This is a genomic window from Amedibacillus sp. YH-ame10, assembly GCF_053848885.1.
The window spans coordinates 21,987-40,693 of record NZ_JBSPFA010000027.1 but is presented as its reverse complement, the minus strand read 5'-3'; the positions used below and the strand labels follow the sequence as shown (position 1 = coordinate 40,693).

19 protein-coding genes and 1 other annotated feature are annotated in these 18,707 nt (G+C 35.5%); all 19 genes read left to right on the top strand.

Features of this window, described 5'->3' with window-relative positions:
• Positions 1–150 precede the first annotated feature (150 nt).
• The 19 genes from lepA to dapA all read left to right on the top strand — a co-directional run bounded on the left by lepA (position 151) and on the right by dapA (position 18,699).
• Positions 151–1,959: a translation elongation factor 4 gene (lepA, locus tag ACWG42_RS11625; RefSeq protein WP_455792527.1), complete on the top strand. Its 1,809-nt coding sequence runs from the start codon at positions 151–153 to the stop codon at positions 1,957–1,959.
• A gap of 126 nt (positions 1,960–2,085) precedes the next feature.
• Positions 2,086–2,958 (top strand): hypothetical protein, encoded by an 873-nt coding sequence (locus tag ACWG42_RS11620; protein ID WP_455792526.1) that lies wholly within the window; start codon positions 2,086–2,088, stop codon positions 2,956–2,958.
• A 51-nt stretch (positions 2,959–3,009) separates the two neighbouring features.
• Positions 3,010–3,726 (top strand): sporulation initiation factor Spo0A C-terminal domain-containing protein, encoded by a 717-nt coding sequence (locus ACWG42_RS11615; RefSeq protein WP_455792525.1) that lies wholly within the window; start codon positions 3,010–3,012, stop codon positions 3,724–3,726.
• Positions 3,727–3,737: 11 nt separating this feature from the next.
• Positions 3,738–4,829, top strand: a complete 1,092-nt coding sequence (gene hemW / locus ACWG42_RS11610) for a radical SAM family heme chaperone HemW (RefSeq protein ID WP_455792523.1) — start codon at positions 3,738–3,740, stop codon at positions 4,827–4,829.
• A gap of 206 nt (positions 4,830–5,035) precedes the next feature.
• Positions 5,036–5,617: a DJ-1/PfpI family protein gene (locus ACWG42_RS11605; RefSeq protein ID WP_455792522.1), complete on the top strand. Its 582-nt coding sequence runs from the start codon at positions 5,036–5,038 to the stop codon at positions 5,615–5,617.
• A gap of 130 nt (positions 5,618–5,747) precedes the next feature.
• Entirely contained in the window at positions 5,748–6,014 is a 267-nt protein-coding gene (gene rpsO / locus ACWG42_RS11600; RefSeq protein ID WP_455792520.1) for a 30S ribosomal protein S15, read from the top strand.
• Between the two features lie 91 nt (positions 6,015–6,105).
• Complete coding sequence (gene pnp / locus ACWG42_RS11595; RefSeq protein ID WP_455792519.1) at positions 6,106–8,268, top strand: polyribonucleotide nucleotidyltransferase; 2,163 nt, start codon at positions 6,106–6,108, stop codon at positions 8,266–8,268.
• A gap of 109 nt (positions 8,269–8,377) precedes the next feature.
• Positions 8,378–9,766 carry a dipeptidase PepV gene (gene pepV, locus ACWG42_RS11590; RefSeq protein ID WP_455792517.1) on the top strand — a complete coding sequence of 463 codons (1,389 nt, stop codon included), beginning with the start codon at positions 8,378–8,380 and terminating at the stop codon, positions 9,764–9,766.
• A gap of 9 nt (positions 9,767–9,775) precedes the next feature.
• Positions 9,776–10,429, top strand: a complete 654-nt coding sequence (gene trmB / locus ACWG42_RS11585) for a tRNA (guanosine(46)-N7)-methyltransferase TrmB (protein ID WP_455792515.1) — start codon at positions 9,776–9,778, stop codon at positions 10,427–10,429.
• 88 nt (positions 10,430–10,517) lie between these two features.
• Positions 10,518–10,853: a thioredoxin family protein gene (locus tag ACWG42_RS11580; RefSeq protein ID WP_455792513.1), complete on the top strand. Its 336-nt coding sequence runs from the start codon at positions 10,518–10,520 to the stop codon at positions 10,851–10,853.
• Positions 10,854–10,858: 5 nt separating this feature from the next.
• Entirely contained in the window at positions 10,859–11,584 is a 726-nt protein-coding gene (locus ACWG42_RS11575) for an internalin (protein ID WP_455792511.1), read from the top strand.
• A gap of 15 nt (positions 11,585–11,599) precedes the next feature.
• Positions 11,600–12,904 (top strand): UDP-N-acetylmuramate--L-alanine ligase, encoded by a 1,305-nt coding sequence (murC, locus tag ACWG42_RS11570; RefSeq protein WP_455792509.1) that lies wholly within the window; start codon positions 11,600–11,602, stop codon positions 12,902–12,904.
• A gap of 50 nt (positions 12,905–12,954) precedes the next feature.
• Complete coding sequence (locus ACWG42_RS11565; RefSeq protein ID WP_455792508.1) at positions 12,955–13,338, top strand: histidine kinase; 384 nt, start codon at positions 12,955–12,957, stop codon at positions 13,336–13,338.
• Between the two features lie 3 nt (positions 13,339–13,341).
• The gene (locus ACWG42_RS11560; protein ID WP_455792506.1) at positions 13,342–13,893 is read left to right on the top strand and encodes a hypothetical protein; all 552 of its coding nucleotides are present in this window, start codon (positions 13,342–13,344) and stop codon (positions 13,891–13,893) included.
• Between the two features lie 6 nt (positions 13,894–13,899).
• Positions 13,900–14,895 (top strand): LacI family DNA-binding transcriptional regulator, encoded by a 996-nt coding sequence (locus ACWG42_RS11555; RefSeq protein ID WP_455792504.1) that lies wholly within the window; start codon positions 13,900–13,902, stop codon positions 14,893–14,895.
• Between the two features lie 34 nt (positions 14,896–14,929).
• Positions 14,930–15,127, top strand: a binding site (T-box leader).
• A gap of 37 nt (positions 15,128–15,164) precedes the next feature.
• Positions 15,165–16,397 (top strand): tyrosine--tRNA ligase, encoded by a 1,233-nt coding sequence (gene tyrS / locus ACWG42_RS11550; RefSeq protein WP_455792503.1) that lies wholly within the window; start codon positions 15,165–15,167, stop codon positions 16,395–16,397.
• Between the two features lie 93 nt (positions 16,398–16,490).
• Positions 16,491–17,255 (top strand): hypothetical protein, encoded by a 765-nt coding sequence (locus ACWG42_RS11545; protein WP_455792501.1) that lies wholly within the window; start codon positions 16,491–16,493, stop codon positions 17,253–17,255.
• Entirely contained in the window at positions 17,245–17,823 is a 579-nt protein-coding gene (locus ACWG42_RS11540) for a dipicolinate synthase subunit B (protein WP_455792499.1), read from the top strand. The genes ACWG42_RS11545 and ACWG42_RS11540 overlap by 11 nt, the downstream gene beginning before the upstream one ends.
• On the top strand, positions 17,824–18,699 hold the full coding sequence (gene dapA, locus ACWG42_RS11535; RefSeq protein ID WP_455792497.1) for a 4-hydroxy-tetrahydrodipicolinate synthase: 876 nt from the start codon (positions 17,824–17,826) through the stop codon (positions 18,697–18,699).
• Positions 18,700–18,707: the final 8 nt, after the last annotated feature.

The following is an 18,707-nucleotide window of genomic DNA, read 5'->3' as shown; positions in this document are numbered from 1 at the left end:
TTCCTTTTTTTTGAAAAGAAAGCTCTCTCAATCTTTTCAAATAAACTTTAGCACTGGATAATTAATAAGTCAAGAAACAAATTTCATTTGCCTATTGTTGGGGAGATTTTCTTCTGTTATAATGTTATGGTTATGAGGAGTGTGAAGAATATGGATCAAAAATATATACGAAATTTTTCTATCATAGCCCATATTGATCATGGGAAATCTACTTTAGCTGATCGTATTCTTGAAATCACGGATACAGTTGAACAAAGGGATATGAAAGAACAACTGTTAGACAGTATGGATTTGGAACGTGAAAGAGGAATTACTATCAAACTGAATGCAGTTCAGTTGAAATATACAGCCTTAGATGGACAACATTATATTTTCCATTTAATCGATACACCAGGCCATGTCGATTTCACGTATGAAGTGTCTCGTTCACTTGCGGCTTGTGAAGGCGCTGTTTTAGTTGTGGATGCGGCGCAAGGGATTGAAGCGCAAACATTGGCGAATGTATATTTGGCATTGGATAATGATTTGGAAATCTTGCCAGTTATTAATAAGATTGATCTTCCAAGTGCACAACCTGAAGTAGTGCGTAAGGAAATTGAAGATGTAATTGGCCTAGATGCGGAAGGGTGTCCTTTGATATCCGCAAAGAACGGATTAAATGTACGTGATGTATTGGAAGCAGTTGTAAAACAAATTCCAGCACCTAGTGGAAATCCAGATGCGCCATTACAAGCGCTTGTGTTTGATTCATTATACGATGCGTATCGTGGTGTTGTAGCATATGTTCGTGTAAAAGAGGGAACCATTAGAGTTGGAGATAAGATTCACTTCATGGCAAGTGAAGCGGAATATGAAGTATTAGAACTAGGGATACGTAATCCTAAAGAAGTAAAGAAGGATGTACTGGAGTGTGGAGAAGTAGGATGGGTATGTGCTTCTATCAAATCCATTAAAGATGTACGTGTGGGAGATACGATTACAAGTGCTTCAAATCCTGCAGATGCGCCATTGATTGGATATCGTGAAATGAATCCAATGGTATATTGTGGGTTGTATCCAATTGATTCTAATAAATATAATGATTTACGTGATGCTTTAGAGAAACTACAACTTAATGATGCATCATTACAGTTTGAAGCCGAGACATCGCAAGCTCTTGGGTTTGGATTTCGTTGTGGATTTTTAGGATTGTTACATATGGATGTAGTACAAGAAAGAATTGAGCGTGAATATCGCATTGATTTGATTGCGACAGCTCCTTCTGTTGTCTATCACGTGCATATGAGTGATGGGGAAATGAAACATATTGAAAACCCTAGCTTAATGCCGGATGTACAAAAAGTAGAACGTATTGAAGAACCATTTGTGAAAGCGAATATTATGACACCAAATGAATATGTTGGTGCGATTATGGAATTGTGTCAAAGAAAACGTGGAAATTATAAAGATATGGTGTATATCGATGATAATCGAATGAATGTCATTTATGAACTTCCTTTAGGAGAAATTGTATTTGATTTCTTTGATCGATTAAAATCATGTACCAAAGGGTATGCTTCTTTGGATTATGAATTGATTGGTTATCAAGTAAATAAACTTGCTAAGATGGATATCTTATTAAACGGAGAAGTGGTCGATGCTCTTTCTTCTATTGTACACCGTGATTTTGCATATCCAAGAGGACGTGCAATTTGTGAGAAGTTGAAGAAATTGATTCCAAGACAACAATTTGAAATTCCTATTCAAGCCGCAATTAATGGGAAAATTGTCGCAAGATCAGATATCAAATCCCTTCGTAAAAATGTATTAGCGAAGTGTTATGGTGGAGATATCTCACGTAAGAAAAAACTTCTTGAGAAACAAAAAGAAGGAAAGAAGCGTATGAAATCTGTAGGAAGTGTAGAAGTGCCACAGGAAGCATTTATGGCAGTACTGTCTATGGATGAAGATGATAAATAAGAGAAGGATCTTTTGAAGATTCTTTTTTTTATATAGGATGTGTATCTTCTTGTAGTATTAGGTCTTGTTTTGTCTAAAATACAAGGATTGTTAAGTTCTTATGCTATACTAAAAAACGGTGATAAAATGGAAGTAATAGAACGTTATTGTGAAGAAAGCTATGCGCAGAAACAAGATATCATAAATGAACTTGGTAGTCATATTGGTAATGTAATATGGGATGAAATCGAAGCATATCGCAATCGGTTTTTATTTGTGATACCTAAAGTTAATTGCCATGTGATTTTGTGTAGAAGTGTTGTGTTTAAAATTTTGAAGACAGAACAAAAACTTCATCAAGTAAATATACGAGATACAAACAAAGTTGAAGAAGAACCTAATCCTATTTGGGATATGTTACGACATCAACTGGATACAATTGAACAAATTGATATGCAAGAATGGATACAAGTGGCTTGTACCTTGTTGCGTGTTCCATCCGTTGAAGATGTAGAAATGTTGTTTTCTTTGGATATCCCTTTTACACTTGTTGCATTTTTATGTATGATAAAGTTTCCAAGTACCAATAGGGAGATTCTTTACTTGTACTTGATGAAAGAAAATTTGCTTCATTTGTTTCATTATTTTCCAGACAATGACGAGGTAGATGTAAGATTAGAACCTCAAATTGATGTAACTTATCATTTTTTACGGTTCCTTGATCAAATATTGTTGAAAATCTGTGAAGGAATGGTATTATTAAACAGTAGCAAAAAACAAGAACGTAGTAACTTATCTTTTGAAGAACTAAAAGAATGTTATCCACAACTGCATGAAGAACAAATCCGATTTTATTTAGCACATCGTAAACAGAATCATTATTATGATATTCAACAATATCTACTCTTTGCGAATGTATGTTATGAAACTGGACGTAGTTCAATGGATAAACTTGTAGAATTGGGCTGGTATAGAAAACGGAAAACGGGGAAAAAGTTCGTTTACTATATTGGAAGTTAAAGAGGGGGAATAAGGCATGAAAAAGTGTAGAGGTGCATGTCAAAAAACATTATGAAAAAAGTGTATGTATGTGTTCATGATTATGAACTGATCAAAGACCTGCTGGAGTATGCAAATTCACAAAGAGAAATTCAAATATTAGGGATTTCTACTGTTGTTGGTGAAAGTATCTCGAAATTGATGGAGTTGGAAATTGATGTTTTAATATTCCAATTTCATGAGGATTATATAGCGAGTGCAGCATTTTTATCAAAATTATTTGAACATGATTGTTTTCATAGTATGAATGTTTTGGTTTTGTTTAAAGAGTTGAATACCAATACTATTCATTTACTATTACAATATGATATCAAAAACTTCTTAGTAGAACCATATTCAAGCAAACAAATGATTGAGATGTTGCGACGGGATCAAAAGAATAAGAAAATAGAAGAGAGTTCCTATTGGAATTTAGACTCTTTTGCAAGTAAAGTTCTACAAGATTTAGGTATTCCCATGCACTTGGATGGTTATGAATATTTAAGGACATGTTCTATGATTGTATTTCAACGTTTTCCAGGAAAACGTTTGATGATAGGGGATGTGTACGCAGAATGTGCTAAAATTCATGAAACAACATCCTCAAGAGTAGAAAAATCGATACGTACAGCAGTGAACTATGCATATCGTACACAACCAGAAAAAGTATGTATCTACAACAATAAGCCTACCAATTCACAAATCATATTATATATGAGTGAACGTTTAAAATTATATAATTTAGTTTAGAGAGGTATTTCATGAAAGCATGCTATATCCATGTCCCATTCTGCAGAGATATCTGCAGTTATTGTGATTTTACAAGATGCCGTTATCATGCTGGTCTGTGTGATAAATGGCTTTTTCGTGTGCATCAAGAGCTGGATGAGAAATTAAAAGGGACAAGATTAGAAACCATGTATATTGGTGGAGGAACACCAAGTGCATTAAGTGAAGAACAATTAGAACGCTTACTTTCCTATGTAGCTCCTTATACAAAAACAGTTTTAGAATATACTATGGAGGCCAATGTGGAGTCTTTAAGCGATCAAAAATTAGAAATTATGAAGTCTTACGGGGTTAATCGCATTTCATTAGGTGTTCAAACCTTACAACCAAAACTATTAGAGTGTATTCGTAGGGCACATAGTAGAGAAGATGTGTTGCACAAATTGGATAGGATACATAGTTGTGGAATTCATAATGTTTCAATTGATTTAATTTATGGACTACCTGGACAAACAATTCAAGAATGGAAGGATGATTTACTAGATATCGTAACGAATTTTGATATCCAACACATTTCTCTGTACTCTTTAACGATTGAAGAACACTCTGAGTTTGGAAGAAATCATGTGCAAAGTGCAGATGAGACTTTGGAAGCTGATATGTTTGAATATGCAATTCATATATTAGAAGAACATGGGTTCGAGCATTATGAAATCAGCAATTTTGCGAAAGAAGGAAAACGTTCCAAACACAATCAAATGTATTGGAACTATGAGGATTTTGTAGGCGTTGGATGTGGGGCGAGTGGGAAGTGTGAACATCGCCGTTATGACAATACGAAAAACTTACAAACCTACTTTGATTTTGGAGAAAATCCAACCTATATAGAATTAGAGAAAGAGGATGAGATGTTTGAAACAATAATGATGGGATTACGCATGAAAGATGGTGTAAGCTTATCTAAGTTTGAACTTCAATTCCAAGAGAGTATTTGTAAGTGTTACAAAGATGCGGTAGATAAACATGTGAAAGCAGGGCTTTTGATACTTTCTGATGGGTATCTTAAAACAAGTAAGCAAGGAATGTTATTGTTGAATGATATCTTAGTTGATTTTTTAGATTGATATGATACACTAGAAGTAAGAGGTGATGTGACGTGAGCAAATAATCTATTGTATTTCATATGTAGGCAGTAGGATGCTTATTTCAATAGATTGTTCATAACGTTATTTTCATAACTATTTTTCATATATTCCTATACAACTTTTATGATCGTCTTTTGATGTAGGCACGCATAGAAGTTTTTTTTATAATATTAGGAGGATTTCTTATGAAGATTGCAGTTTTAATTTATGATGCCTTTTGTATGTTTGAGTTGAGCGCAGCACTTGAAAATTTTGCATTACAATCCATACCAGTGCAAATTTTTGGAGAAGAGAAGAAGGCTTATCGTAGTGAAGAAGGAATGTTGTGTGTGGCGGAATATACCTTAGAGCAATTGTGCGTGGATGAATTTGATGCCATTTTATTAACAGGAGTTGGAAGTGAGATGTTTCCATTTTCGGATATCAAGCTTGTACATGCGTTACTACAGGAGTTTGACCGTAAGAAGAAAGTGATTGCTGCGATTTCTGCTGGTCCTATGATACTCATTAAAGCGGGGTTAGTGAAAAATCGTCCGTTTATGTGTGGTTGTCCACGCGAGGGGCTCTTGGAAGAAGATATCACAGTAGAAGATATGCCACTTATGAAAGATGCGTACGAATGTATGGAAGATACTTCTTTGGTATGTATCCGAAGTGATCATATTTTGACTTCAGTTGCTTGGAAATATCGCGAATGGGCAATGGATTTAGCAAGTATGTTAGGCATTGAACAATACAGAAGTACATTTGGGTTACCAAAAGAATAAGCTTTGATTGTAAAAATGCTTGTCAAGAGAGTGTGGATATGGTATTATGATTGAGGTTTTACACTTGGTTTACTTGCTTCCTCGGCGGTTTACTCAGTATAGAACATATCAATAACAGGAGGAAAGAAAAATGTTATTAAAATCAGAAAAGACTCAAATTATGAAAGATTTCGCACGTTTTGAAGGAGATACAGGTTCTCCAGAAGTACAGGTTGCAGTATTAACAACTCGTATTAACCAGTTAACAGAACATTTCAAAGAACACAAACATGATTATCATTCACAACGTGGTCTAATGAAAATGGTTGGACGTCGTAGAAACTTATTAGCTTACTTAAAAGACAAAGACTTAGATCGTTACAAAACATTGATCGAACGTTTAGGATTAAGAAAATAAGGTAGAAAAGCTCGAAAAGAGCTTTTTTTCTTTTATTGGGTTTCAAAATATGATATGATGTCCTAGACTAAGAAAATAAGAGGTGAATAGTGTGGCTAAACAAGAATTTCGTTTAGAATTCTGTGGTCGTGGGATCACAGTAGAAACTGGAGAGATTGCAAAGCAGGCTGGAGGGTCTGTTTTAGTGCGTTATGATGATACCGTTGTATTATCCGCAGCAACTGCCAGCAAACAAGCAAAGGAAGGATTAGATTTCTTTCCATTAACAGTAACATTTGAAGAAAAGTTGTATTCCGTAGGAAAAATCCCTGGAGGATTTTTAAGAAGAGAAGGAAGACCAAGTGAACATGCGACATTGACATCACGTATGATTGACCGTCCAATTCGTCCTTTATTTGCGGATGGATTCCGTAATGAAGTACAAGTTGTGAATACAGTATTATCTGTAGATCAAGATCGTTCAACAGAAATGACCGCAATGTTTGGGGCATCTTTGGCACTTTGTGTATCTGATATTCCATTCAATGGACCAATCGCAGGTGTTATCGTTGGTAGAATCAATGGCGAATATGTCATCAATCCTACTCCTGATGAATTAGAAAACAGTGACATTCATTTAACTGTGGCTGGAACAAAATATGCAGTAAACATGGTAGAAGCTGGCGCTAAAGAAGTGAGCGAAGAAGCGATGTTAGGTGCGATTATGTTCGGACATGAACATATCAAACAGTTGGTTGCATTCCAAGAGGAAATCGCAGCAGCAGTTGGTAAAGAAAAAATGGAAGTAAAACTGTATACAGTAAGTGAAGAAATTGATGCGGAAGTACGTGCAAACTTCGAAAAACCAATGCGTGAAGCAGTTTCTATTGAAAAGAAATTGGAACGTTATGGTAAAATCGATGAAATCACAGAACAAGCAGTTGCTATGTTCGACGCAAAAACATATGAAGATGACGCTACAAAAAATAAAACTTTAAAACAAGTAAAAGAAATTTGTCATAGTATTGAGGCAGATGAAGTGCGTCGTTTAATTATTGAAGATAAAATCCGTCCAGATGGACGTAAGATTGATGAAATCCGTCCTTTGGATTCTCAAATCGATATTTTACCACGCGTTCATGGTAGTGCCTTGTTTACACGTGGAGAAACTCAGGTTTTAAGTGTAACTACATTAGGACCAATGAACGATCATCAAATCATTGATGATGTTACAGAAGTAGATACAAAACGTTTCATGCATCACTACAATTTCCCACCATATTCTGTTGGAGAAACAGGACGTATGGGGAATCCAGGACGTCGTGAAGTTGGTCATGGGGCATTAGGTGAACGTGCATTAGCACAAGTGTTACCAAGCGCGGAAGTATTCCCATATACCATTCGTACAGTAGCTGAAGTTACAGAATCTAACGGTTCTTCTTCACAAGCTTCCATCTGTGCAGGCACAATGTCTTTGATGGCTGCGGGTGTTCCTATCAAAGCTCCAGTAGCGGGTATAGCAATGGGTCTAATCATGGATGAAACAAACAATAAATATACTGTATTAACGGATATCCAAGGTATGGAAGATCATTTTGGAGACATGGACTTTAAAGTGGCTGGAACTACAGAGGGTATTACGGCATTACAGATGGATATTAAGGTAACTGGAATTACAGAAGATATATTTAAAGAGGCATTGACACAAGCAAAATCTGCTCGTGAACAAATTCTTGAAAATATGCTTGCGACAATTCCTGCGCCAAGAGAAGATGTAGGTACATACGCACCTAAGATTGAACAATTCTATATCGATCCAGATAAGATTCGTGAAGTTATCGGAACAAATGGTAAAGTAATTAACAAAATCATCGAAGATTGTAATGAAGTTAAAATTGACATCGAAGATGATGGACACGTTGTTATTTACCATATGGATCGTGCATCTATTAACAAAGCTGCAGATATCATTAAAAACATCGTAAAAGTTGCGAAAGTTGGCGATATCTATGAAGGTAAAGTTGTTCGTATTGAAAAATTCGGGGCATTTGTAAACTTGTTCCCTGGAACGGATGGTTTATTACATATTTCTAAGATCAACAATGATCGTGTTGAAAAAGTAGAAGATGTATTAAAAATCGGCGATGTTATAAAAGTTAAGGTTATGGAAATTGATGATCGTGGACGTGTGAATGTAAGCGCGAAAGCATTGTTGCCTAAGCCTGAGAAAAAAGAAGAAGTAAAAACAGAAACAAAAGAAGAAACAGCTGAGTAATACAGAAGCAATCAGAGTTCATCTGGTTGCTTTTCTTATGAAAAATTTAAGGAAAATACTTTAGGTAAATGATAGGGTTTATGATAAAATATAGCAGAGGTGAATACGAATGGATTGGATGAAAAATTTCGTATCTTATGGAGATGCATTTATAAAGGATTTAAAAGGACTTATTGCGATAGATTCTCAACGGGATGATACCACAGCAACAAAGAATGCGCCTTTTGGTAAAGGATGTAGAGAAGCTTTAAATTATATGCTTTCACTTGGTGAAAGAGATGGTTTTGTTGTGCGTGATATTGATGGTTATGCTGGAGTCATTGAATATGGGGAAGGTGAAGAAAGTGTTGGGGTGTTAGCGCACCTTGATATTGTACCCATAGGAGATGGTTGGACAAGGGATCCTTTTGGTGGAGAAATTGAAAAAGGGTATATGTTTGGACGAGGTACTTTGGATGATAAAGGACCTGCTATGGCAGGTTTTTATGCATTGAAAATGCTTCGCGATCAACAAATAAAGCTAAATAAAAAAGTCATGTTGATATTGGGGTGTGATGAAGAAACTGGGATGGAGTGTATGGAGTACTATGTAAAACACGCACAAGTACCAACTCTTGGATTTACACCAGATGCGGATTTTCCAGTTATTTATGGAGAAAAAGGTGGTTTGCATGTACATTATCAAGGAAGTGCTGAAACTATAATTAAGGAAATGCATGCAGGAGAGCGACCTAATGTTGTGATTGGAAAAGCAAGCGCAATCTTGAAAAAGGAAGCGAGTGAATTGCTGGAACTGTTCGACTTCTATTTAAAGAGTCATGGGTTACAAGGGTATATGGAAACAGTGGATGGTGAAGTTGTTTGTCATATAGAGGGTGTTTCTGCTCATGGGGCAACTCCATATCTAGGCGTAAATGCAGCCCTTCACATATTGAATTTTGTTGGACATGCATATCAGGATACATTTGCGAAACATACCTATCAAATGTTGCATGATTGGATGGGGAAATCTTTAGGTATTGCGATGGATGGAGCATATATGGGGTTTTTAACCATGAATACTGGGGTTGTGAATATAAGTGATAAACAAAGTGAAATTATAGTGGATATACGTTATCCTAACGATGCGGATGTAGATGCGATAGAAGCAAGTATTGTACAACACGCAAAAGCTTTAAATTATCCATTGCAATTGGAAGTTTTACGTAAGGCAAACCCATTGTTTGTAGATCCAAATTCCCATTTGGTAACGACACTTTCTAGTGTGTATCGTAAATATAGTCATGATGACTTTACACCAAACATGACCATTGGTGGTGGAACGTATGCGAAGAAGTTTTCAAACTTCGTTGCATTTGGGCCTGAATTTCCGAACCAGAAAGTAGAAGAAGATATCTTTGTTGGTGCGTGTCATCAAAGAGATGAAGGAATCAAATTAGAAAATTTATATACAGCGGTTGCTATATATAGTGAATCTATAGAAAAATTAGCAGAATAGGAGTACATTATGAGAATGCGTAAATTGCCTTGGGCAGAAGATTTTTTAGAACAACAACCAGTCGTTGTTAAAGATGTAAAAGAAGCAGCGGGAACATGGAAAAAGAGATTACAACGAGATACATTGCATGTGGAGATAGGAACGGGTAAGGGTGATTACTGGATTGGTATGGCGCAACTATATCCGGATGCTGGTTGGATTGGTATTGAAAAGAACGTAAGTGTTGCGGCACTTGCTGTTCGTAAATACAGTAATCTTGAAGAAGCACCCGCACATATGTTGTATATCAATGATGACGCTGAAGATATCAAAGAATGGTTTGCGAAGGGAGAAGTGGATGTTATTCACTTGAACTTTTCGGATCCATGGCCTAAAAAACGTGCACATAAAAAAAGATTATCGAATCACGCATTTATTGAACAATACCACCATATCCTAATCGATGATGGGGAAATTCAAATGAAGACTGATAACGTATCTTTATTTGAATATTCTGTTTTGGAATTTCAGAATGAAGGATGGTTTTTACATGAATTTAGTGTAGATTATCGCAGAGTTGAACACAATGAAGATGTTATTACGGAATATGAGCATCGCTTTATGGAATTAGGTCAGCCTATCTATCGCGCGGTATGGAAGAAACAACCTTTGAAAAATAAGTAGATTTTATGAAAATAAAAAATAAATTTTCATAAAATGATGATATAATAGATATAAGATGATTTTGACCGAATAATAAAGGAGTTATTTCATGAAAGAGACAATGCAGGTAATCCATTCTTTAGAAGAATTTAAAGAGGCTTCTAGAAAGCCTCTGAGTGTTTTTGTTTTTTCTGCAAACTGGTGTCCAGATTGCAAGTTTATAGAACCATTTATACCGGAATTAATGAAGAAATACGATGCGTATGAATTCTATTATGTAGATCGTGATGATTGTTTGGAAGTATGTCAAGAATTAGGTGTTATGGGTATTCCTAGTTTTGTAGCATATGCAAACGGAGTAGAAATTGATCGTTTCGTTTCACGCTTTCGTAAGACGAGAGATGAAATTGACAGATTTTTGGAAACATTGCGAAAGGATAGGTGAGGAATATGTCAATTTGGAGAAAACTAGGATCTATGTTGTTTGAAGAAACAGATGCTGATATCATTGTAGAAGATGAATTAGAAGATATCTCATTATCTGAATATAAAGTAGAACAAGCAAAAAAAGAAGAAATCAAAGAAGAAAAGATTATCATAAAAGAAGAACCAAAGATTGTACAACCTGTGGTGGAACCTGTACAAGAGGAAGGTAAAAAATTTGTTAGTATTGAGATAACAGATGAAAAGCCAAAACAGAGCGTTACGACTACGCATTCTGTACAAACGAAACGTATGAATACAACGCCTGTACGAGAAGAAAAAGTAGAGTTTGAGTTTTCACCTGTGATTTCACCGATTTTCGGGTCGAAAGATGATGAAAAGAAACCAAAAGGAAAAGGGTCTTCTCTATCTATTACACTTCCAAAAGCGAAAAAAGCAAATCCTTTAGGAACTGTGATTTCACCGTATTATGGAATTAGTGAATTAGAAGAATTTGAGGCAGAGGCCCAAGAAACAATTGAGAAGAAAGAAAAGAGTAAAACGGAAGATATCTTATCCCCACAAGAAGATATAGAAACATATGTTGACGATGAAGATGTAAATAGTTTGTCTTTAGATGATTTAATTATGGACAATGACATAGATGAAGAGGAAGATGATATCATGCAAATTTCTTTGTTTGGTGAATCTACCCCAATACGTGATAGTGATGATGAAGCAGAAATTAAATAAAAAGAGGTGTTGGAAATGCATTATCATTTTATAGGAATCAAAGGATCAGGAATGGCATCACTTGCGACCATTGTTGCGGATCGTGGAGATGATGTAAGTGGTTCTGATATTGAAAAATATATTTTTACACAGAAACCATTAGAAGAAAGAAAGATTCCTATTACTAGTTTTTCAAAAGAAAATATACATGATCATGATGTTGTTATTATTGGGAATGCGTTTCATGAAGATAACCCAGAAGTTCAAGAAGCACTTGCCAATCCTAGTGTAACGACGTATTGGTATCATGAATTTTTAGGGAAATTAGTGGAAGAGTATACGTCTGTGTCAGTTGCAGGAACACATGGTAAAACAACAACAACAGGAATGGTTTCTCATGTAATGTCACTAGTTGCCCCTACGGGCTATTTGATTGGAGATGGAACAGGGGAAATGCCAGATGCTAGTAAATACTTCATAGTAGAATCATGTGAGTACCAACGCCATTTCTTAGCGTATAAGCCTGAATATGCAATTATTACGAACATTGAACTTGATCATGTGGATTATTATAAAGACATGGAAGATTATTGTGATGCATTTGAAACCTTTGCAAATCAAATAAAAAAAGGAGTAGTTATGTTTGGGGATGATGAAAGTGTAAGAAGTTTACATGTCACATCGAAACATTTATACTATGGGCTAATGGAACACAATGATGTGCAAGCAGTTCATGTTGTGCAAAATGAAGAAGGGATGTCCTTTGATGTTCTTTATAAAAAAATGCACTTTGGTAGTTTTAAACTTCCATTTGTTGGGAAACCTTTATTATGGAATAGTCTTGGTGTAATTGCACTTGGAATCATGGAAGGTTTAAGTGCAGAAATACTACAAGAAGGGTTACAGTCCTTTCCAGGTGTGAAACGTCGTTTCACAACAGAGGAACAAGGTGATAATGTGTATATTGATGATTATGCCCATCATCCAACGGCTGTAAAGTATATGATTGAAGCAGCAAAAATAAAATATCCTGGTAAGAAAGTGATTGCGGTTTTCAAGCCGGATCGCTTCTCACGTATCTTTTATTTTATGGATCGATTTGCGGAAGAATTGGATCAAGCAGATGAAGTCTACTTGTGTCATTTTCCAGAAAATGCAGCAAAAGAGGATGGCATTGATATTACCATTGAAGACTTAGCCAACAAGTGTAAACATGCGGTTGTCATCAAAGAAGATGAAGAAGCAGCGAAGATGTTAGCACAGCAAGGACCAGCGGTTTATCTGTTTATGAGTAGTAAAGATATCTATAAATTAAAAAATATTGTAAAGGGTTTTCATTAATTGTTGAAAAAAGTTACAAAGTAAGTTAAAATGATAAATGAGGTGTTTCTATGGGATTAGATCAATTATTTGAATTAACAAGTCAAGTGGCTTCTACAGCACTGCCAATACTGGGTGTTATAGTGCTCATATTTTTGGCAATTTTCGTTAAACATTTGATTTGTGTTATGAAAAGCGCAAATGAAGCGGTGATCAGTATGAAAAAAACATTGGATACAACCAATCGTCAGTTGGAAACACTGGATAAACCTTTGAATACGCTGAATGAACTAAGTGAAACGGTGGATTGTGTTCATGAAGCTAGCAAAACTGCTGTGCGTTCAACGATTGTGACTGTAATTGAAAATTTTTCTTCCATTAAAGATTGGGTAATGTCCGTTGTTAGTAAAGATAAGACAAATGGTAAAACCCCAGCTGATGAAGAAGGAGAGTAGCTTATGGAACCAAATGAATATGCGGAACAAGCAGAAAATTTAGAAAAAGAAGCGAAATTCACCATCATCTCTATGGATGATGATGACACAAGTGATAAGAAAAAAATATTAGATGATGCAAAAGAAGAAATTAACCGTCTATACCGAGAATTTCGCGAATGGCTAGCAGGGAGTATCAACTCTGAAGAAGTGAGTGAAAAACTAGAACGTTTAAAACAAGAAACTACGAATCTTATCAATCGTACAAAAGAAAGCGTACAAGCATTTCAAGAACGTGAGGATGTACTTGCGGGCAAAGAAAAAGCAAAAGAGTTTGGAAATAAACTCGTGGACACGTTGCAAGATGGAATCCATGAAGTGATGAAGAACGATACGGTTTCAAAAGTAGTGGATAGTGTGAATGATACCATTGATAATGTGCGTCATGATGAGCGTGTAGTAGATGGTGTAAAGAAGATGAAACAGGGAACGTTAAAAATTGCGGAGAGCGCTTTTAATGGGTTGAAACGTGTACTAAACACGGAGAATGATCACAATGATGATCAGAAGGGATAATGTATTATGAAAAGAATTACGATTTACGATGTAGCGAAAGAAGCTGATGTATCGCTGGCAACCGTATCCCGTGTTATCAACGGAAGTGAAGTTGTTCGTGAAGATACACGAGTGAAAGTGCAGGAAGCAATTGAAAAACTGGGTTATAAGCCAAATGCAATTGCACAGGGGCTTGCTTTACAAAAAACCACAACGATTGCGTTGATTGTACCAGAAGCTAGTTATTTCTACACTGGACAAATTATCAATGGGTTAATTGATGTAGCAAAAATTTATAAATATAACATTATGTTACACACAACTACAGAAGGTATTACAGAAATGAATGATATCATCGAAAATATCATCAAATCTCGTGTAGATGGTGTTGTGATTTTTAATGATAAATTGAACAAAGAAGAATTAAATCAATTAACACGCTATCAAGTACCAATCGTTGTGATTGGAAACCGTATGAGTGATGAAACTGTTGGTTCTGTTTATGTAGATTATGCAAAACTTGTATATGACTATGCAATGGGTTGTATCAAAGCAGGGAAAACAAATATTGCGTTGATTGAAGACCGTAAAAATCCTGCAATGATCAAACAGTTAAACGAAGGTTTACAAAAAGCATTTGCTGAGAATGGCTTGAAGTTTGAAAACTTCTTGGCAATTCCTAAAGAATATCGTTCTTCTTACTTATTCTTAAAAGAATATATGAAACAAGGAAAGAAACATGATGTTGTAATTACATATCGTGATTCTCAAGCAATGGCTGTTATGAATACTGCCAAAGAAGCAGGTATTAGTATTCCAGATGATATGGAACTTGTTTGTATCTTAGATAGTAAATACAATGCGATGGCGCGTCCTCAAATCTCAGGATTTAAAATCCCTGACTACGATTTAGGTGCTGTTGCGATGCGTTTATTGACGAAGATGTTGCATGAAGATAACGAAGTAACAGATAAAGAAATTGAGTTAAGTTACATTTATACACCTAGAAAATCTACAAAATAGTTGACAAGTATACGATTAAAATCTATACTATGAAATATTAGCGATGAAGAGAAAAGAACATGATGGAAATGCTTAGAGAGGCGATTGGTTGGTGAAAAATCGCAGATGAAAGTCATGCATACAACTCGGAGCTGCTTTATGCAAAGTAAAGCCGTGTCTCACGTTACGAGATTGAGTGCTCTATGAATTACATAGAGAACTAAGGTGGTACCACGTTTATGACGTCCTTGGATAAAAGGACGTTTTTTTATGAGAAAGGATATGAAATTATGAAATTATTTGATGAACTAAAATGGAGAGGACTTGTAAATGATGTAACGAGTCCTGCACTAGAAGAAAAACTAAATAATGGAGGGTTAACATTCTATATCGGAACTGACCCTACTGGAGATAGCTTGCATATTGGACATTATTCAAGTCTATTGTGTGCTCGCCGTTTAAAGGAACATGGACATCATCCAATTATGCTTGTTGGAGGTGCTACAGGGTTTATTGGAGATCCAAAAGCTACAGGCGAACGTAACATGTTGACAAAGGAAATTCTAGAACATAACTATGTTTGTTTAAGTAAGCAAATCAAAGAATTGTTTGGGTTTGAAATGGTAAACAATTTAGATTGGACAAAAGATATCACGATTATTGATTTCTTACGTGATTATGGAAAATACTTCAATGTAAGCTATATGATCAACAAAGATACAGTACGTCGTAGATTAGAATCTGGAATTAGTTATACAGAATTTTCATATATGATTTTACAATCTCTAGATTTCTTACACCTATTTGAAGATAAAGGTTGTACATTACAAATTGGTGGACAAGATCAATGGGGTAATATTACGAGCGGATTAGAATTGATTCGTAAAAAACATGGCGCAGATGTAGAGTGCTATGGTATGACGATGCCATTGATTACAAAAGCAGATGGTTCTAAGTTTGGGAAGAGTGAATCTGGAAATGTTTGGTTGGACAAAGAAAAAACATCTCCATATGAAATGTACCAATTCTTAGTGAATGCAGAAGATGAAAAAGTCATTGATTATCTAAAGAAGTTGACGTTCTTAAGCAAAGAAGAAATTGATGATCTTGAAGAGAAGGTAAACGTTGATGCCGGAAGAAGAGAAGCACAAAAAGCATTGGCAAAAGAAGTCGTTTCTTTCCTTCATGGAGAAGACGAGTACAACAAAGCCTTGAAAATTACAGAAGCATTATTTAGAGGGAATATCAAAGATTTAGAAAAAGATGAAGTAACGGATGCATTGAAAGGCTTTGAGAAAAGAAGCATAGATGATAATCTAATGTTAGTAGATGCATTGGTTGCGGCTGGAATTGCGAGCAGTAAGCGAGAAGCCAGAGAATGGATTACGCAAGGTTCTGTACAAATCAATGGTGATAAAGTTACAGATTGCGAATTTGTTGTATCAAAGGCAAATGCGATTTCAAATAGCGATACCTTAATTAAAAAAGGAAAACGTAATTATTTTGTAATTACACAAGCGTAGGGAAAGACAGAGTGGAGATTATCTACTCTGTTTTATTTTTGTTATCGCAAAACCTGTACAAACATCATAGTATAAATCAAAGGAGGGGACATTTTGAAGATTGCGGTGATTTGCAGTGATGATCGAATGATACAAATTTACGATAATTTATCAAAATCCTTTTGTGTAATGGATGTTTATAATGTGAATGATTTAGAGACGTGCAAAAGAGAAATTGATGTATTGGTGTTACCAGTAAAAGGCGTGGATAAAGAAGGGAAAATTGCTTGTATACGACAAAAAGATGAATTCTGGAGTGAATTAAAAGAAAGTATTCTTATTTTCTGTGGTTTGCGAAATGAATTTTTAGAGAAACTTCCATATCAAACATATTACTATATGGAAGATCAAGGAGTCATTCGTGATAATGCGATTTTAACAGCAGAGGGTGTCTTGAATGAACTCATTGGTTGTTGTGCTAGAAGCATTTATGATATACAAGTAGATGTGATTGGATATGGAAATTGTGGTAAAGTCATTTATGATATCCTTCATAATCTACACGTAAATACGCGCGTGATAAGAAGAACTTGCGAGAAGCAAGAAGATTTCATTGAAGTGAATGAGTATACAACATGTGGAGATGTTATCATTAATACTTCGATAGGGGATGTGTTAAATAGAGAGAGGATGCAACAATGGACCAAAAGACCAGTTATCATTGATATTGTTACTCCTGATGTGATCGATATGGATGCAGCTAGGGAATTGGGGATTTGTATTATCAAAGCTGGAAATCTACCTGGACGTTTTGCAAGTGTTACCGCTGGAAATATAATCGCTGAGTTTATAAGGGGGAAGTTAAGCAATGAAGGGTAAGCGGATTTTGTTTGGTATATGTGGCTCGTTTTGTAATCATCATGCAATACTGATAGAGCTAGAAAAGTTATGTGTGAACAATGATGTTGTTTGTGTGGTGAGTGAAAATGTATACTCTTGTTCTACTAGATTCTTTGAAAACATAGAATTTTTAAAGAGGGTAGAATCAATTACCAAGCATGATATTATTCATACGATTGTAGAAGCAGAAAAAGTTGGACCAAATAACGATATGGATATCATGGTTATTGCGCCTATGACTGCGACCGTTGCTGCAAAGCTTGCACATGGGATATACGATCATCCAGTGACTCTTGCGGCAAAAGCAATGATTCGTAATAAGAAGAATGTGGTGTTTGGTATTGCAAGTAACGATGGATTAGGAATAAGTGGTCCTAATGTTATGCGCTTATTAGCAACAAAAAATATCTATGCAATTCCATTTCGTCAAGATGCTCCATTTAAAAAAGAGCGAAGCATTGTTGCGGAATGGACATTATTGGAAAGTGCATTAGATGAAGCAATTGTTCATAAACAGATTCAACCAATTCTATTAGGAGGGAATTAGATGCAAGAGATTATGACTGCACTGATTACGCCGTTTAAGGAACATGATGAAATTGATTTTGATGCTTTGGGTTATTTGGTAGAAGAGCAGATAAGCCAAGGGTGTGATGGCTTAATTGTATGTGGAACAACAGCAGAAGTACCAACTCTTACAAGAACAGAGAAAGTACAAATTCTAGACTTTGTAATTGAACGTGCACAACATAGGGTTCCTATTTGGTATGGGTGTGGTTCTAATTGTACAAGATTAGCAATTGAAAATTGCTTGGAAGTAGAAAATCGAGATATTGCTGGAGTGTTGTTGGTTACGCCGTATTATAATCGACCAACCCAACAAGGCTTATATGAACACTTTAAGAAGATATCACAGTGTATTCATCATTCTATTATGTTGTATAACATTCCCTCTAGAACAGGCTGTACGCTGGAGTGTGATACTTTGTTGAGGTTATTGGATGAATGTCCAAACATTGTTGCGTTAAAACATGCATCAAAAGATCTTGATTTAGTAAAATGTGTAATGAAACAATATCCAAAGTTTCGTGTTTATAGTGGAGAGGACGGATATTTTGTGGAGTCTTTTGAAGCTGGTGCAATGGGAGTGGTTTCTGTAATGTCACATATGATTCTTCCACAGATGAAAAGCTTTATAGAAGGTGGATGTCAAGATGAGGAGCTAGGAAACATGTTATATGAGTGTGCAGAAAAAATATTCTGTGAAGCATCTCCTTCTCCAGTGAAATATATGTTATGTCGCAAAGGTGTTTGTAAGAATGTATTACGTTTACCAATGGTTCCAATAAGCTATGGAAAGGAATTCATGTTAGATGCGTGGATGGCAGAAAATGACACATTTTTACAGGGAGGAATGGTATAGTAAATTTG

Coding starts and splice junctions, on each gene's coding strand:
- hemW (WP_455792523.1), top strand. CDS start 3,738: ATGAAAGCATGCTATATCCATGTCCCATTCTGCAGAGATATCTGCAGT.
- ACWG42_RS11575 (WP_455792511.1), top strand. CDS start 10,859: ATGTCAATTTGGAGAAAACTAGGATCTATGTTGTTTGAAGAAACAGAT.
- ACWG42_RS11540 (WP_455792499.1), top strand. CDS start 17,245: ATGAAGGGTAAGCGGATTTTGTTTGGTATATGTGGCTCGTTTTGTAAT.
- dapA (WP_455792497.1), top strand. CDS start 17,824: ATGCAAGAGATTATGACTGCACTGATTACGCCGTTTAAGGAACATGAT.
- ACWG42_RS11580 (WP_455792513.1), top strand. CDS start 10,518: ATGAAAGAGACAATGCAGGTAATCCATTCTTTAGAAGAATTTAAAGAG.
- ACWG42_RS11620 (WP_455792526.1), top strand. CDS start 2,086: ATGGAAGTAATAGAACGTTATTGTGAAGAAAGCTATGCGCAGAAACAA.
- tyrS (WP_455792503.1), top strand. CDS start 15,165: ATGAAATTATTTGATGAACTAAAATGGAGAGGACTTGTAAATGATGTA.
- rpsO (WP_455792520.1), top strand. CDS start 5,748: ATGTTATTAAAATCAGAAAAGACTCAAATTATGAAAGATTTCGCACGT.
- trmB (WP_455792515.1), top strand. CDS start 9,776: ATGAGAATGCGTAAATTGCCTTGGGCAGAAGATTTTTTAGAACAACAA.
- lepA (WP_455792527.1), top strand. CDS start 151: ATGGATCAAAAATATATACGAAATTTTTCTATCATAGCCCATATTGAT.
- ACWG42_RS11560 (WP_455792506.1), top strand. CDS start 13,342: ATGGAACCAAATGAATATGCGGAACAAGCAGAAAATTTAGAAAAAGAA.
- murC (WP_455792509.1), top strand. CDS start 11,600: ATGCATTATCATTTTATAGGAATCAAAGGATCAGGAATGGCATCACTT.
- ACWG42_RS11605 (WP_455792522.1), top strand. CDS start 5,036: ATGAAGATTGCAGTTTTAATTTATGATGCCTTTTGTATGTTTGAGTTG.
- pepV (WP_455792517.1), top strand. CDS start 8,378: ATGGATTGGATGAAAAATTTCGTATCTTATGGAGATGCATTTATAAAG.
- ACWG42_RS11615 (WP_455792525.1), top strand. CDS start 3,010: ATGAAAAAAGTGTATGTATGTGTTCATGATTATGAACTGATCAAAGAC.
- ACWG42_RS11555 (WP_455792504.1), top strand. CDS start 13,900: ATGAAAAGAATTACGATTTACGATGTAGCGAAAGAAGCTGATGTATCG.
- ACWG42_RS11565 (WP_455792508.1), top strand. CDS start 12,955: ATGGGATTAGATCAATTATTTGAATTAACAAGTCAAGTGGCTTCTACA.